The following is a 14,667-nucleotide window of genomic DNA, read 5'->3' as shown; positions in this document are numbered from 1 at the left end:
CCCCCCATGTCCGGCGAATCACCTGTCCCCGCCCCCGGCGGCTTGCCCACCCTGCGCTTTCCCCCCGAGCTCCCCATCTCGAGCCGGGTGGAGGACATCACCGCGGCCATCTCCGCCCATCAGGTGGTCATCGTCGCGGGGGCCACCGGCTCGGGGAAGACAACGCAGTTGCCGAAGATCCTGCTCGCCATGGGGCGTGGCCGCCCGCGCCAGATTGGCGTCACCCAGCCCCGGCGCATCGCCGCGACGAGCGTGGCGGCGCGCGTGGCTCGCGAGCTCGGCACGGAGCTGGGGTCGGACGTCGGCTACCAGATCCGCTTCGAGGACCGCTCCTCCCGCCAGACGGCCGTGAAGTTCATGACCGACGGCGTCCTGCTCGCGCAGATCCACGGCGACCCGCTCCTGAGCCGCTACGACACGATCGTGCTCGACGAGGCCCATGAGCGCAGCCTCACCATCGACTTCCTGCTCGGGTGGATCAAACGCATCCTCCCCCGGCGCCCCGACCTCAAGGTGGTGGTGAGCTCGGCCACCATCGAGACCGAGCGCTTCTCGCAGTTCTTCGGCGGGGCTCCGGTCATCCAGGTCGAGGGCCGGACCTTTCCGGTGGACGTGCTCTACGAGCCGCCCCCCGAGGACTCCGAGCTCGCCGACGCCGTCGCCGATTCGGTGGCGAACGTGCTCTCGCTCGACCCGGACGGGGACGTGCTCGTGTTCCTCCCCGGGGAGCGGGAGATCCGCGAGGCCGAGAATGCCCTGAACGCGCGCGAGCTCCGCGGCACGGTGGTGCAGCCGCTGTATGCGCGCCTGTCGGCCGGCGAGCAGTCACGCGTCTTCGCCACCATCCCCCAGCGCCGGGTCATCCTCGCCACCAACGTCGCGGAGACGTCGGTCACCATCCCGGGGATCGTGTACGTCGTGGACACGGGGGTGGCGCGCCTGTCGCGCTACGAGCCGCGCTCGGGCACCACGCGCCTGCACATCGAGGCGGTCTCCCAGGCCAGCGCCGACCAGCGCAAGGGGCGCTGCGGCCGCGTGCGCGAGGGCATCTGCGTGCGCCTCTACGACGAGCTGAGCTTCACCACGCGCCCCGCCTTCACCGACCCGGAGATCAAGCGCACCGGGCTCGCGGGGGTCATCCTGCGGATGAAGTCCCTGGGCCTCGGTGACGTCGAGGACTACCCCTTCCTCGACCCGCCCCAGCCGAAGGCCATCGCCGAGGGCTGGCGGGTGCTCGAGGAGCTCGGGGCCATCGAGGGCAAGGAGCGTACGTTGACGCCGCTCGGGCACCAGCTCGCGCGCTTCCCGGTGGACCCGCGCATCGCGCGGATGATCCTGGCCGGCGCCGAGTATGGGTGCCTGGACGAGGTGCTCATCGTCGCCGCGGCGCTCAACCTGCAGGACCCGCGCGAGCGGCCCCGGGAGCTGGCGCAGAAGGCGGACGCGTCGCACGCGCGCTTCCGTGACGAGCACTCGGACTTCACGGGGCTGCTCAAGCTGTGGGCGTTCGTGCGCGAGGCCGAGGGCCGGGGGACGTCCCATCTGCGGCGCGTGTGCCGGGACAACTTCCTGTCCTTCCTGCGGGTGCGCGAGTGGCGCGACGTCCAGCGCCAGCTCGAGGAGACCGTCCGCGAGCTGCGCCTGCCTCGCAAGGGCCGGGGCGCCCCGGCGCGCGGGGACGTCCTGCACCAGGCGCTCCTCACGGGGCTCCTGTCCCGCATCGGCCAGTGGAACCCGGAGCAGCGCCACTTCACGGGCGCGAAGCAGACGCGCTTCATGGTCCACCCCTCGTCGGCGCTCGCGAAGAAGCCCCCTGCCTGGGTGATGGCGTTCGAGCTCGTGGAGACGTCCCAGTTGTTCGCGCGCACCGTGGCGAAGCTCGACCCGGAGTGGCTCGCGGCGGCGGCCCCCCACCTGCTCAAGCGCAGCTATTCCGACCCCCACTGGTCGGAGAAGTCCGCGCGCGCCATCGTGAAGGAGAACGCGACCCTCTTCGGGCTCCAGGTCTTCAAGGAGCGCCCCGTGGCCCTGGAGCACCTGGACCCGGCCCGGGCGCGGCTGATGTTCCTGGAGCATGCCCTGGTGCGCGGCGAGTACCGCACCCGGGGCGCGTTCCAGGAGAAGAACCGCCAGGTGCTCGATCGCGTGGCGCGCCTGCGGGACAAGGCCCGGCGCAGCGAGCTGCTCGACAGCGAGGCGCTGCTGACGTTCTTCGATCAGCGCGTTCCGGAGGACGTGGCGGACGGCGCGAGCTTCGAGGCCTGGCGCCGCAAGGCCGAGGTGGCCGACCCCGACGTGCTCGTCCTGTCGATGGAGGACGCCCTCGCGCACGACCCGGGCCTGTCTCCGGCGCACTACCCGGATGCCATCTCCCTGCACGGCGCCTCCGTGCCGGTGACGTACACCTTCGACCCCTCGGCCGAGGACGACGGCATCACCCTGAGCGTGCCGCTGCTGCTGCTCGCCCAGGTGGTCCCGGGTGAGCTGGACTGGACCATCCCCGGGTGGCAGCGGGAGAAGCTCACCGCCCTGCTCGAGCAGCTCCCACGCGCCCAGCGCAAGCAGTTGGGGCCGGTGCCGGAACTGGTCGACCGGCTCGAGAAGGAGCTGGTGCCCTTCCGCGGGCCGCTGCTTCCCGCGCTCGCGCGCGCGGTGTCGCGGCTGTGCGGCGTGGACGTGACCGAGGAGTCCTTCCGGGCGGATGCCGTGGCGCCGTACCTGCGCGTCACGCTGCGGGTGCTCGACGAGCGGGGAAAGGAGATCGCGCGGAGCCGCGACGCCGACGCGCTGCTCGAGCAGCACGGGGGACATGCCCGGGCGGCGCTGCGCAGCGCGGCGCCGACCTCGGAGTGGGAGCGCAAGGGGCTGACCGGCTGGACGTTTGGCGAGCTGCCCGCCGTGGTCACCCGGCGGGTCGGCGGACTCGAAGTCCGCACCTACCCCGCGCTCGTCGACCGGGGCGCGACCGTGGACCTGACGCTGCTCGAGACCGCCGCCGCCGCGGACGCGGCCACTCGCACGGGGCTGCGCCGGCTGCTGATGCTCGCCGCGCGCGGACACGTGGCTGTCAGCGCCGCGCGGATGCCGCCGCCCTTCCCGTCCCTGGACGGCGCGCCGCCCGCGCGGGGCCAGGCCGACGCCTTCCGGGCGCAGGTCCTCGCGCGCGGCGTCGACGATGCGTTCAAGCTCGCACCGGGTGCGCCGCTGCCCCGCACGAAGGCGGCCTTCGAGGCGCTGGTCCGCGAGGGCTCGCCGCGCATCGAGCCATCGGCCCGGGACTGGGCGAACGTCGTCGTCGCCACCTCCGCGGACCTCGCGGAGACGCTCGCCGCGCTCAAGGCAGCGTCCAAGGGGCCGAGCGGCGCGGCGGCCGTGCGGGACATCCGCTCGCAGCTCGCGCAACTGTTCCCCGCGAAGCTCATCGAGTGGATTCCCCTCTCGCGCCTGCTGAACTACTCGCGCTACCTCCGCGCGGCCCAAGCGCGGCTGGCGCGCGCGGTGGCGAACCCCGGCAAGGACGCGGGGAAGGCGGCGCCCTTCACCCCGCTGTGGGAGAGCTTCCTCGCCAGGAGCGCCACCGTCCGTGACCAGGCGGCGGCGCAGGAGCTGCGGTGGGCCTTCGAGGAGCTCCGCGTGGCCATCTTCGCGCCGGAGGTGACGACGCCCGTGTCGGTGACGGTGGCGAAGGTGGGCACGGCGCTCGCGGCGCTGCGGTAGCACCGGGGCGCCTTGTCGGGCGCTGGCCTCCGCCCCACATTGAAGCGGGCCATGAGGATGCCAAGGCGGGCGCGAGGATGGGGCGGCGTCCAGGTGTTCGCGCTGGGCCACTCCACGCGCACCATCGAGGAGCTGGTGGAGATGCTGTGGGCGAACGGCGTGCGGACGCTGGTGGACATCCGCACGGTGCCGCGCTCCCGCACGAACCCGCAGTTCAACGTGGACGTGCTGGGAAAGACGCTGGCACGGGTGGGGGTCGAGCACCTGCACCTGCCAGCGCTCGGAGGGCTGCGGCGTCCGCGCAAGGACTCGCCCAACGCGGCCTGGCGCAACCTGAGCTTTCGCGGCTACGCGGATTACATGCTGACGGAGGACTTCGCGCAGGGGCTGGAGGCGCTGCGCGAGGTGGCGCTGCGGGGGCCGGTGGCCCTGATGTGCGCGGAGGCGCTGCGCTGGCGCTGCCATCGCTCGCTGGTGGCGGACGCGCTCTGGGCGCGGGGTGTTTTGGTGACGCACATCACGAGCCCCACCCGCGTGGAGCCGCACCGGCTGACGGCCTTCGCGGAAGTGCGGGGGCGACAGGTGCTGTACCCGGCGACGTGACGTAAGGAAGCGCAGGTGACTTCACGTCCGAGCTTCATCGCTCCGCTCCTGCGCTCCGGGCCATGCGGCCGCACCTTTGCGGAACCCAAGGCGTCCTGGCTATTCATGACTCATGGCATGATCCACATTCAGCCAGCCTTGCCCCGCGGAGCGCTGGCTCGACTGAAAGGGCGTGACCATGCGACTCCGCGCTTGCATCGCACTCCTACTCTTCCTTTCGGCGTGCGCCACGTCGACACCGGCTCCCGGCATACACGGAACGCGGAGCCAGAGACTCACCAACCTCCAGCGGGCGGCGAAGCTGCCCTGGACTGACGGAGGGCAGTGCGTGGTCCGCGAGGCATCCCGACCCTGGCCGGTTCTGGTGGAGAGGTGTTATCGAACCCTCGATCATGACCGGCTCGAATTCCACGACACCACGGGAAGATGCGCGGTTGCCTCTACTGACGCTGTTGCCGTGGGAATCGGGTTCTGCGTGCTGGCGGCTCCCGAGATTGCCGTGGGAGCCGTGATCGTGCTTGGCGTGGTGGTGGTCGGCGTCGCCATCAAGGAAGCGCTGGATGCATATGAACTCCGCCACGCCTACCCCGAGGAGGCAGGGACCTCACGAGGAACGAAGGTGCTATCCCGGGACGTTGAAGCGCAACGCAAGCCCATGACGGAGCCCGATCCCGCGGGACAGGACTGGTTTCCTCCGGCACCTCCCAACCCTCGAGATCGCGGACACCATCCGGAGTGCAAACCTCAAAGGGTCAATCACCGTGGCGGCAATGACCCACACAACAAATGCGCCGACAGAGTCCCGAACAACAGTTTTCCCGGCTGGGATGTGTTCGTGAATGGGAAGAACTTCGACGCCCTGCAACTGACAACACGTACACTGTGGGAGGTCAAAACTGACAATTTCAACACGTACAGTGACTTTCTCCGGGGACGGGTGCTCAGTGCTCAGGTGGCGGAGATGCGGATCGAGCGAGACCTCGCGCGTGCCTGCGGATTTGACTTCCGGATCGGAGTACGCAGCGAAGCGCACAAGGAAGCGCTGGGAGAACAAGCTCCGGATCTCAGTGATCTAATCGTCGTCATGGACTGGTGCTGAGATGACAGCCAAGCAAAAAATGACCCTGATCGTATATGCACCTGCGCTCGCGGGCAATGACAGTCGACCTGTGTCGGTGGTTCACGGAATGGAGCAAGTGTTCCCCTCCCTGCGTCTGAATTGGAGGATCACCGCAGACGGGCACCCCGTCGCATTGCCACAACGTGACGCGTGGCTCGTGGAAGAGACCAAGAACGGGGGGTTCTCTCTCGTGTGCAATGGCGACGAGAATCATCCTGTGATGATTTACGGGTTGGAACTACCAGCAGCCAGTTCGCCCGGAGGCCAGGCACAATTCGAGGTCCATGTGCAAATGCCCTCGGATGCAGCAGGACTCACGGTGGTGACGGACGTGTTGGAGGCCGTAGCGGAAAGCGCACGCGCATCGTGGGGGCAGGCGACGCCGTCGAGCGCGGGGGCGGATATTGCGCGTCAAACGAAGAACTGGGCAGCGAATCCGCAGCCTCCCCCCCGAGGGCTGCCTGTGTTGAAGCTCCCAGAGAAGCTCCGTTCGCCTGAGATTCCGCATCGCCTCGGATGGCTGAACTACTGGTCAGTCAACGCTGCGAAGGCCATCGGATTCCCGGACCCGAATCGCGACGCCGAACTTCTCTCGCGAGCACGTCGCACGGAGTCGGGCGGGTGGATCGTGCGGCTCACCGACGCGCCGCTCGACCTGGACAACCCCGCCCACTTGGAAGCGCTCCTTCGGGCCTATGAGCGCTTCCCGGAGATCGGTGGGCGCGCGACGTGAACTTCAGAGGTAGCCCCCAGGTTCGTCTTGGAACCTTCGGCTACCTCACGTGCGTGCCCCCTCCCCGGCCCGCTGTCCCCTGAGGCCCTGAGGCCCCTTCTCCTTCACAACGGGCTCCAGCTCCGCGTCCTGGCTCCAACGCCTATGGGAGCGGGCGCTCAAAGCTCCAGAGGGAGAGGTCTTCGATGAGCCTGGTGAAGCAGCAGGGCATCCTGAGTCCGGGGACGCAGTACGCCAAGGACGCGGACGTCATCATGACGGCGGCGGTCCTCGGGTGGGCGTGGAGCCGTCTGACGAACGCGGACGTGAACAAGCGGCACGCGCGGGTCGACTTCGAGGTGGAGGACGCCCACAAGCTGACCGAGCAGGAGCTGCGGGAGAAGCCGGTGGACCCCACCCACCTGTCCGCCATCCAGAAGCTCAACAACCTCCTGCATGCGTCGGGGCTCAAGCCCGACCAGAAGGTGGAGCTGGGCACGACGCCCATCTGGACGACCGGTGGCCGAATCACCGGCGGCAGCGGCGACAAGAGCCCCAACGACGCCTACCGCTACAACCCGCCGCTGCCGGATGGGTATGCCGCCAAGCTGTTCCTGATGGCCACCAACCCGGCCACCGCGGACAAGCTGGGCTACCAGGGCCGCGGCGCCTACACGGGGTTCATCGATGGCCGCACCGACGGGCAGACCGGCCTGATGAGCACCTTCCGGCACAACGTGCCGTTCGACATCACCTACGGCCGGCGGTGGCACCCCCCCGAGGCGCCCGCGGACCGGCCCTGGGGGATGATCGGCTCCGAGGCGATGCAGGACCACGAGGACCGCGACCCGGAGAAGCAGGGCCTCAAGCAGCAGGGCATGCACTTCGAGGGCCCCACGCCCCAGCGCGGCCATGACATCTGCGCGTACACGCACGGGATGATCCAGGCCATCTACGACGTGCACTTCCACAAGCTCGCCAACGACACCAGCCCGAACAAGAAGACGCCCTACAACCCCGGCACGCCGTATGAGATCGCCGTGGGCAAGAAGACCACGAAGCTCGCTTCCTGCTTCCCGTGCAGCGTCTTCATGGAGGCCACCGGCCACCCGGCCTCCTCCACGCACCTGGGCCGCGGTGAGTCCTGGAGCCCCCTGTTCCCGCCCCCCGGCTCCACCACCACGCAGCACAAGGCCTGGCAGGCGTGCAACACGCAGTGGCAGGACTACTGCAAGACCATCATCGACGCGGGGCTCCAGTGCCTGAAGAAGGCCCCGGCCCAGGTGAAGGACGAGTGGAAGGCCAGCGTGGGCGCGCTCGACCTCTACCTCAACGGTCCGAACGGCGTGAACAAGACGCCAGCCACCGCGGCCCAGGCCTACGCCAACCTCCTCCTGGACGCCGTGACGGTCCACGACAGCGAGGTGAGGCGCATCGACCGGGCCCTCAAGTAATCACACACATGCGGCGGTTCCCGGCTGGACGCCGGTGACTTCCGACAGGCCTCACGGGGCAGCCGCCCCGTGGGGCTTCTTTTATTTCCGCCGGGAATCACAGCGCCGCCGCCGGCGCCGTCCTGGCGGCATGATCCGAACGCACATCTCAGAGGCCTGTGAAGCCAGGGACCTGGCGCTGTTGGACGCGGTGCTCTTCGTCACCCAGGCGAAACAACGGGAGGCCTGGCACGAAGTGCTGGGCGATCCCGAGGTCCGCGATCCGCGGCGAGAGTCGCTCGCGGAGCGCCTGGCACGCCGGACCGGCGCCCCGCTGGAGGGCAGCGCCCTCTTCGCGTCGCTGCGCATGCGCCTGCCGGACACCCCCAACCGCCTGCTGGCCTATGGCCTGGCGCTGCGGGCCGCGACCCTGCACGGCGGACGCCAGGGCCCGGTGCACCTGCCGCTGGCCATGCTGTGCCGCGAGCTGGGGCTGACCCAGGCCCAGGCGCGCGACATGCGCCTGGGCCTCCTGGACGGCATCTCCCCCGTCGCGCTGGCCGCGGAGCCCGCGCACCCGCGGCGCGCCCGCGTGCTGGAGGCGGTGCTGCTCGCGGCGGGGCTGGAGGCCCACCTCACGGAGGCGGAGACGCTGGCGCTGGACGCGTCACGGGAGGACGCGCCCCTCCTCCAGGAGCTGACCGGCCAGCTCCTGCGCCGCATCGCCTTCGGCTCCCAGGTGGCCTCGCCGCTGGACGCGCTGTGCCGGCAGTTGACGGACATCGCGCTCGCGCCCGCGACCCTCGCGCAGCGCTGGGACGCCCTGCGGCTGGCGTCCTGCTTCTCGCACGCGGTGGGCCACGATTTGGGACAGCAGCTCCTGCTCGACCTCTTGCAGGAGCTGCTGCCCCTGGGCGCCGTGGCGGCGGCCCGCGCTACCGCTCGCGAATCCGCGCGTACCTGAGGATGTGCATGGGCGGGTACAGCCCCAGCGCGTGCGCGGCCGGCATGTTCACCTCGAAGGAGAAGCGGGACAGCGTCTCCACGGGCAGCTCCGCCGGTGAGCGGTGCTCACGCAACACCTGCGTGGCCTTGAAGCCCGCCAGCCCCCCGACGTTGTAGAAGGGCGCCACCAGCCCCATCATGCCGCCCGCCTCCAACTGCACCTCGATGGCGCAGAAGGTGGGCAGGCCCAGGCGGATCGCCTCGTCCATCAGCAACTGGCTGTGCGGCGCGAAGAAGTTCACCGGGGGCAGGTACACCAGGTCCGGCCTCCGGGCCGCCAGCGCCTGCATCATCGCGGGCAGGCGCGCCGCGTCCGGCTTCCCGTCCTTGCCGAGCGGGTGCACCGCCACCAGCTCGATGCCCGCCTGCGCGGTGAGCTGCTTGAGCTTGTCGAACATGTTGCGCTGGGACGGCTCGGAGGGGTTGTAGGCCACGCCCAGCCGCTGGAGCGGCATGAAGGACTGCATGGCCTTGAGCTGCACGGGCAGCGAGGCCACGTGCACGGCGCCGGTGAGGTTGCGCCCGGAGCCCTCCAGCCGCGTCACCAGCCCGGAGGCGATGGGGTCCGACACCATGGCGAAGACCACCGGGATGTCCGTGATGTGCCGCGCGGGGTCCACCTCCCCCACCCGGCCCACGAGCCCCTCCGTCACCAGCGTGCTCTGGGCGTAGATGAGGTCCGGGCGCCGCGCGCGGATCTCCTGGATGACCGCCGGCAGCCGGTTCGCGTCGCCTTCGATGTTGCGGACGGTGAACTCCACCTCCAGCCCCGCGCTGAGCAGGTAGTCCCGGAAGCCCTGGTCCGCCTCCGCGCCGGTGCGGTGGATGACCATGAAGACGCGGTACGGCGCGGCGGAGGCGGTGGCCGCCGACAGCAGGAGGAGCCCGGCGAGGAAGGCGCGGGCCGTCATCGCCCCGCCTCCGTGCGGGCGGACGCGTGCCGCCACATCCGGCCCTGGCGGTCCAGGCTGTGCCGCAGGATGTGCTCGATGACGTCCGCCTGCTGGAGCCCCGCGTCGCGCGCGGTGAACATCACCGCCGCGTGGCTGCCCAGGTTGCAGCCGATGTTGAACTCCAGGAGGAACAGCTCGCCGGTGTCGCGGTGCTGGCGGAAGTCGACGCGCAGGTAGTCGAAGTCCCGCACCGCGGCGCACAGCCGGAGCGCGTACGTGCGCAGGCGCTCCGCGACCGGGCCCTCCGGCGCCATGCGGCGCTCGCGCCCGCCCTCCAGCAGCCGCTTCTGCCGGTGGGTGACGATGCCGTGGGGCAGCGAGGACGTCTCCTCCGCGACACCCAGCAGCAGGGGCTCCTCGCCGCCCAGCACCGGCACCGTCAGGTCCACGCCGGGCACCAGTTGCTCCACGAGGCAGGCCTGGCCCAGGTCCTGGAACAGGCGCAGGCGCGCGTGCAGCCCGGCCTCCGTCTCCTGGATGCTGTCCTCGGAGATGCCCACGGACGCGGCGCCGAAGCGCGGCTTGATGATCCACGGCCCCCGGAAGTCCGGCGCGGGCGGCAGCTTCCCCTCCGCCGGGCTCGTCACCCAGGGCGCCGTCGGGATGCCCAGCGAGCGCGCCATCAGCTTGGTGAGGTGCTTGTCCTCCGCCAGCGCGCGGATGTTGGGGGGCGCGCCCAGGTAGGGCACCTGCAACCACTCGCAGAACGCCGACGTGAAGACCTCCGAGTTGCGCACCGGCGCGCGGTTGAGCAGCGTGAAGACGTAGTTGGGTTCGCTGCGGATGTGGACCAGGTCCTCCAGCGAGCGGCACGGAGTGCACCGCAGCCCCAGGCCCAGCAGCGTGTGGAACAGCTCGTGGTTGTAGCGCGGCAGCACGCCGTGCTCCGGGTGCGGCTCGGGCCAGGGGGCTCCGGGGTCCGGCGCGTACTGCGCGAGGAACAACACGTCCAGGCGCTCGCGCTGCGTGGGCGTCAGCTTCAACAGGTTCTGCGTGATGGCGGTCATGGGGCTTTCGGTGTGGGAGGGATGGGTGGAAGGGAACGCAGGAAGAGGTAGGCGGCGAGGCCCGCGGTGAGCGCGAGCATCCCGACGCCGATGACGTGCGTGCTGCGCACGAAGCCGCTGGCGCCCAGCAGCGCGGCGGCGAGCAGCGGGCCGACGAGGCTGCCCACGCGCTCGATCATCCGGAAGACGGACAAGAGCGAGTCCAGGCCGAACCCGGCGCACTCCTCGGCGAAGAGCGGCGGGATGCTGGCGAGCAGCGGCGTGGCCGCCAGCGCCTGTCCCAGGCCCACCAGCAGCACCGCGGCCAACAGCGGCCACGAGCCGCCGGCCGACGCGAACAGCAGCACGCCCAGCCCGGAGAGCCCGCCGCCCACGAGCATCATCCCGCGGTGCCAGCCATGGCGGTCCGCCAGCAGCGACACCACCGGCGTGGCGAAGACCGTGACGATGAAGTAGCCCATCATCAACCGGCCGATGGCGGCTTCCGTGAAGCCCATCTCATGCAGGCGCAGGGGCGTCAGGTAGAAGAGGAAGCCCGTCAGCACCAGGCGCGCCGGCATGGCCGCCAGCAGGATGAAGAGCAGCACGCGCCCGCGCTTGAGGATGCCCAGGTAGGCGGCCATCGGGCGGGCCGCGCCCTCCTCCCGCGCGCGGACGGGCCCCAGGTCCGGAGCCAGCAGCAGCACCAGCGCCATGGCCAGGCACACCAGCGCCGCGGCCACCCCGAACGTCGCCGCGTAGCCGATGCGGTCCGCGAGGATGCCGCCGATGGCGGTGCCGCAGACGCTGGCGGCCGTGGACGCGCCCACGAATACGCCCATGCTCCGCGCGCCGTGGCTCTGCTTCGACGTGCGCGCCACGTGCAGCAGCGCCGTGGTCGTCACGACGCCGTAGCCGCCCGCGGTGACGACGCGCCAGAGGAAGAGCTCCGTGAGGCTGGAGGCGAGGCCCGTCATGAACAGCCCCAGGCCCGCGGGCACCATGCCCACCAGCATCGCCACGCGGCTGCTGCGGGTATTGAGCAGGCGCCCCGCCAGCGGCGTGCACACCACCATCGCCGTCACCCACAGCGACATGGGCAGCGCCACCATGAAGCTCTCGGAGAAGTAGGGGCCGGGCTGGTACAGCCGCTTGACGAAGAGCGGCCAGAACGAGCGCGACAGCTCCGAGCCGAAGAGGAAGACGAACAGCGGCAGCCGCAGGTCGCTCGTCCCGGGCTCCTCCAGCGGGGCGGGGGCCTTCGGGTCCCCGAAGCGGAAGCGCTCGCCCAGCGTGCGGGCCGCGCGCGCGTCCAGCGCCGCGTGCCGGCGGTTGAGGCCGCGCACCAGCCTGCCCGCGGCGGCCAGCGCCCGGGTGGCCTCGTCGTGCAGCCGCACCCGGGCCTGCCGCGTGAAGTCCCCCTCCCCGCCCAGCTCCAGCAGGCGCCGCAGCAGCCGCAGCGGCCGGAGGACCAGCAGGCCCATCAGCGCCATGAGCACCTCCACGGTGACCAGCGCCGTCACGAACAGGGTGATGAGGATGTCGGTGTGGATCTCCTGGAGCCGCTGCTCGACGTACGTCGCGTCGATGCCCAGGTGCAGGTGGCCGATGACGCGCCCCCGCGACTCCACGGGGTGGACCAGGTCCAGCTCCCCGTCCAGGCGCGCCAGGCCGCGCGCCTCTTCCAGCGTGTGGGCCCTGAGCACCTTGTCGAAGAAGGACGCGGGCTTCGCCCTCAAATCCCTGGACGCGTACAGCAGGCGGCCGTCCGGCGAGGCGAAGCCGATGTAGCGGATCTCCTCGTGGCCCAGGGCCGCGTCATCCAGGTAGGCGTCCGCCGCGCCCAGCCGGTTCACCGGGATGCCCAGGTCCGCGGCGCGGTGGAACTGGAGCGCCACGGTCTGAGCCAGCGTCTCCGCCTTGGCGCGCAGGTCCGGCCGCAGCGACTCCTCGAACAGGCGCGAGGCCTGGAGCGACGCCGCCACCAGCGTCGCCACGATGAGCAGCATGGGCAGCAGGCTCACCTTCCAGACGCGGCCCCGGGACAGGCTCTGGTCGTTCGTGGGGGTGGGGCTCATGCCGGGCCCTCCAGCGAGCGCTCCGCGCGGGCCAGGGCCCCGGAGGCCTCCTGGTAGCGCGCGTCGAAGGCGCGCAGCGCCTCGTCGGCCGGGGGCACGTGCGCCGGGCCATCCATGTTCCGGAAGGCCTGCTCCATCGCCTGGAAGCGCTGGCCCAGCGGCCGGAGCAACAGCCACATCAGGGCGCAGACGAGCGCGAAGCCGATGGCCAGCGGCCACAGCGCCTGGCGGGCGAAGGTGTGGAGGAAGGCGCTCGCGCGCGCATCCAGCGCCTTGCGGTCATAGGCGATGAGCACCAGGCCCACGGGCTGGCTGAAGGGGTTGAGGATGGGCGCGCCCACCAGCAGGGCCTCTCGGTCCGAGTGGCTCCAGGTGCCGCCGTGCGCGGCGGCGGCGGCCTCGAACCAGGCGGCCCGCTCCCGGGCGGAGCCGGGCAGGTGCGTGGTGGCGTGCAGCCCGCTCTGGAACAGCACCGTGCCCCGGCGGTCCAGGATGGCGACGCCCCGGATGTCCGGGTCCATGCCGGACACGCGGGTGAGGATCTGCTGCGCGTCGCGGACGGCGGGCAGGGCCAGCCCCAGGTCGATGGCCGCCTCGGTGGAGGCCTTCGCGTCCAGCGCCAGCACGCGCAGCCGGGACCGCTGGAGTTCCCCGAGCGTCGTCTCGAACTTGGCGAAGTTGAGCAGGACGATCAGCGCGATGGAGAAGCACAGGATGGCCGCGGTCGCGGCCCCCAGCTTGAAGAACAGACTCATGGCCCCGCGCTCCCCTCTAGAAGAACCACTGGATGCGCATGAGGAGCTCGTCGTAGGGGGTCCGCCCTCCGGCGAAGACGTACCGGCTGGCGTTGAACATCCAGCGGGTGTTGGCGTTGAGGTACCAGTTGAGGCCGGCGGTCAGCTCCTGGAGGCGCTCCTCGGAGGGCCCGTCGTGGTCGGGCAGCCCCTCGAAGCGCAGCCGCGCGAAGCCGTAGCGCAGCCCCAGCTCCCAGGCGCCCGCGCCGTACCTGTCCGCGCCCGGGTCGAAGGGCCGCTCCGGCTCCACGCCCCGCTCCTGCTTCTTCTCGCCGGTCAGCACCCACGTGCCGGACGCGTAGAAGGCCTGGGAGCGCAGCCCCGTCAGGTGCACGCGCCGGTCCTCCCGGCCCTGGTCCGCGGCGGTGAGCCAGCCCTCGCGCGAAGGCGAGAAGAAGCGGGCGTACTCCACCTTCAGCGACGTGGGCCCCTGGAAGGAGACGAGGTCCGCGCCCAGGCGCCACTCGGGGGGTGCGACGAACAGGCCCGTGGCGCCCGTGGCGTACGTCACCTTGTACTGGGGCGCCGTCAGGAAGGAGAGGCCCGTGGCCAGCTTGCCGCGCGGCTCCTCCGGCAGGTTCTCGCCCAGCGCGTGGGTGGCGCTCACCGCGAAGGAGACGCCCTCCGCCGGCACCACGGCGAGGCGGCCCGCCAGCATCTTCCCGCGGTCCTCGTCGCGCGCCTTGCTGCTCGCCTCGTTGAAGAGGCCCAGCCAGTACTCCACGTGGTTGCCGGCCAGCTCTCCGTGGAGCGCCAGGCCCTGGTCATACCGGGGCAGCACCAGGGAGAAGAGGAGGGACTGCTCGACGAAGTCCAGGAAGGTGGAGGAGGTCTCCAGCCACTCGTAGCCGAAGGGGACCTTGAGCCGGCCCGCGCGCAGCCGCAGCCAGGGCGCGGCGCGCAGCTCCAGCCATGCGTCCTGGTAGAGGGGCGTGTCGCGCAGGCCCACGTCGGTGATGAGCCGCACGTCGGCGAAGGGCGCCAGGGTGCCGGACAGGTTGATGCGCGCGCGGCGGACGAGGAACGTGCTCGCGAGCCCATCGTCGGTGGGCGTCAGCCGCAGGTCCGTCTGCAGGCCCATGCCCACGCGCAGCGCGGACCGGCCGTCACGGCTCTGGAGGACGGTGGCCCCCGTGGGCGGCGAAGCCTCCGCGCGGGCCCGGAGGGGCAGCAGGAATATTGAAACAAAGACAGACATCCAGACAAGGACACGCAGGTGGGGTGTGGGCATGCCCATGGGACGGCGGCCTGGATGCCTTTGTGAAC

11 protein-coding genes are annotated in these 14,667 nt (G+C 71.0%); 6 read left to right on the top strand and 5 right to left on the bottom strand.

Annotated elements, in window-relative coordinates; genetic code table 11:
• Positions 1-6: 6 nt before the first annotated feature.
• The 6 genes from hrpA to K8556_RS21795 all read left to right on the top strand — a co-directional run bounded on the left by hrpA (position 7) and on the right by K8556_RS21795 (position 8,549).
• Positions 7-3,717, top strand: coding sequence for an ATP-dependent RNA helicase HrpA (gene hrpA / locus K8556_RS21820; protein ID WP_223742011.1), 3,711 nt, complete (start codon positions 7-9; stop codon positions 3,715-3,717).
• A 51-nt stretch (positions 3,718-3,768) separates the two neighbouring features.
• On the top strand, positions 3,769-4,320 hold the full coding sequence (locus K8556_RS21815; protein WP_223742010.1) for a DUF488 family protein: 552 nt from the start codon (positions 3,769-3,771) through the stop codon (positions 4,318-4,320).
• A gap of 178 nt (positions 4,321-4,498) precedes the next feature.
• Entirely contained in the window at positions 4,499-5,419 is a 921-nt protein-coding gene (locus K8556_RS21810; protein WP_223742035.1) for a DUF6310 domain-containing protein, read from the top strand.
• Between the two features lies 1 nt (position 5,420).
• Positions 5,421-6,173, top strand: a complete 753-nt coding sequence (locus K8556_RS21805) for a DUF5953 family protein (protein WP_223742009.1) — start codon at positions 5,421-5,423, stop codon at positions 6,171-6,173.
• Positions 6,174-6,358: 185 nt separating this feature from the next.
• The gene (locus K8556_RS21800) at positions 6,359-7,606 is read left to right on the top strand and encodes a hypothetical protein (RefSeq protein ID WP_223742008.1); all 1,248 of its coding nucleotides are present in this window, start codon (positions 6,359-6,361) and stop codon (positions 7,604-7,606) included.
• Positions 7,607-7,736: 130 nt separating this feature from the next.
• Positions 7,737-8,549, top strand: coding sequence for a hypothetical protein (locus K8556_RS21795; protein ID WP_223742007.1), 813 nt, complete (start codon positions 7,737-7,739; stop codon positions 8,547-8,549).
• Here the strand turns inward: K8556_RS21795 and K8556_RS21790 are convergent.
• From K8556_RS21790 to K8556_RS21770, 5 genes are read right to left on the bottom strand one after another with little or no spacing between them, the layout of a single operon-like run.
• On the bottom strand, positions 8,521-9,501 hold the full coding sequence (locus K8556_RS21790; RefSeq protein WP_223742006.1) for an ABC transporter substrate-binding protein: 981 nt from the start codon (positions 9,499-9,501) through the stop codon (positions 8,521-8,523). The two genes, K8556_RS21795 and K8556_RS21790, sit on opposite strands and share 29 nt — an antisense overlap.
• Positions 9,498-10,550: a hypothetical protein gene (locus K8556_RS21785; RefSeq protein ID WP_223742005.1), complete on the bottom strand. Its 1,053-nt coding sequence runs from the start codon at positions 10,548-10,550 to the stop codon at positions 9,498-9,500. Before K8556_RS21785 ends, K8556_RS21790 begins: the two co-directional genes overlap by 4 nt.
• Positions 10,547-12,607, bottom strand: a complete 2,061-nt coding sequence (locus tag K8556_RS21780; RefSeq protein WP_223742004.1) for an MFS transporter — start codon at positions 12,605-12,607, stop codon at positions 10,547-10,549. Before K8556_RS21780 ends, K8556_RS21785 begins: the two co-directional genes overlap by 4 nt.
• Complete coding sequence (locus K8556_RS21775; RefSeq protein WP_223742003.1) at positions 12,604-13,362, bottom strand: hypothetical protein; 759 nt, start codon at positions 13,360-13,362, stop codon at positions 12,604-12,606. Before K8556_RS21775 ends, K8556_RS21780 begins: the two co-directional genes overlap by 4 nt.
• Before the next feature lie 16 nt (positions 13,363-13,378).
• Entirely contained in the window at positions 13,379-14,638 is a 1,260-nt protein-coding gene (locus K8556_RS21770; RefSeq protein ID WP_223742002.1) for an OprO/OprP family phosphate-selective porin, read from the bottom strand.
• Positions 14,639-14,667 lie beyond the last annotated feature (29 nt).

The organism is Corallococcus sp. AS-1-12 (assembly GCF_020036995.1).
In the GTDB taxonomy this organism is placed as follows: Bacteria; Myxococcota; Myxococcia; order Myxococcales; family Myxococcaceae; genus Corallococcus.
This window is presented reverse-complemented; position numbering and strand designations above follow the sequence as displayed.

Bases quoted from the DNA above. Each gene is read 5' to 3' on its own strand.
- hrpA (WP_223742011.1), top strand. From the start codon at position 7: ATGTCCGGCGAATCACCTGTCCCCGCCCCCGGCGGCTTGCCCACCCTG.
- K8556_RS21815 (WP_223742010.1), top strand. From the start codon at position 3,769: ATGAGGATGCCAAGGCGGGCGCGAGGATGGGGCGGCGTCCAGGTGTTC.
- K8556_RS21810 (WP_223742035.1), top strand. From the start codon at position 4,499: ATGCGACTCCGCGCTTGCATCGCACTCCTACTCTTCCTTTCGGCGTGC.
- K8556_RS21805 (WP_223742009.1), top strand. From the start codon at position 5,421: ATGACAGCCAAGCAAAAAATGACCCTGATCGTATATGCACCTGCGCTC.
- K8556_RS21800 (WP_223742008.1), top strand. From the start codon at position 6,359: ATGAGCCTGGTGAAGCAGCAGGGCATCCTGAGTCCGGGGACGCAGTAC.
- K8556_RS21795 (WP_223742007.1), top strand. From the start codon at position 7,737: ATGATCCGAACGCACATCTCAGAGGCCTGTGAAGCCAGGGACCTGGCG.
- K8556_RS21790 (WP_223742006.1), bottom strand. From the start codon at position 9,501: ATGACGGCCCGCGCCTTCCTCGCCGGGCTCCTCCTGCTGTCGGCGGCC.
- K8556_RS21785 (WP_223742005.1), bottom strand. From the start codon at position 10,550: ATGACCGCCATCACGCAGAACCTGTTGAAGCTGACGCCCACGCAGCGC.
- K8556_RS21780 (WP_223742004.1), bottom strand. From the start codon at position 12,607: ATGAGCCCCACCCCCACGAACGACCAGAGCCTGTCCCGGGGCCGCGTC.
- K8556_RS21775 (WP_223742003.1), bottom strand. From the start codon at position 13,362: ATGAGTCTGTTCTTCAAGCTGGGGGCCGCGACCGCGGCCATCCTGTGC.
- K8556_RS21770 (WP_223742002.1), bottom strand. From the start codon at position 14,638: ATGGGCATGCCCACACCCCACCTGCGTGTCCTTGTCTGGATGTCTGTC.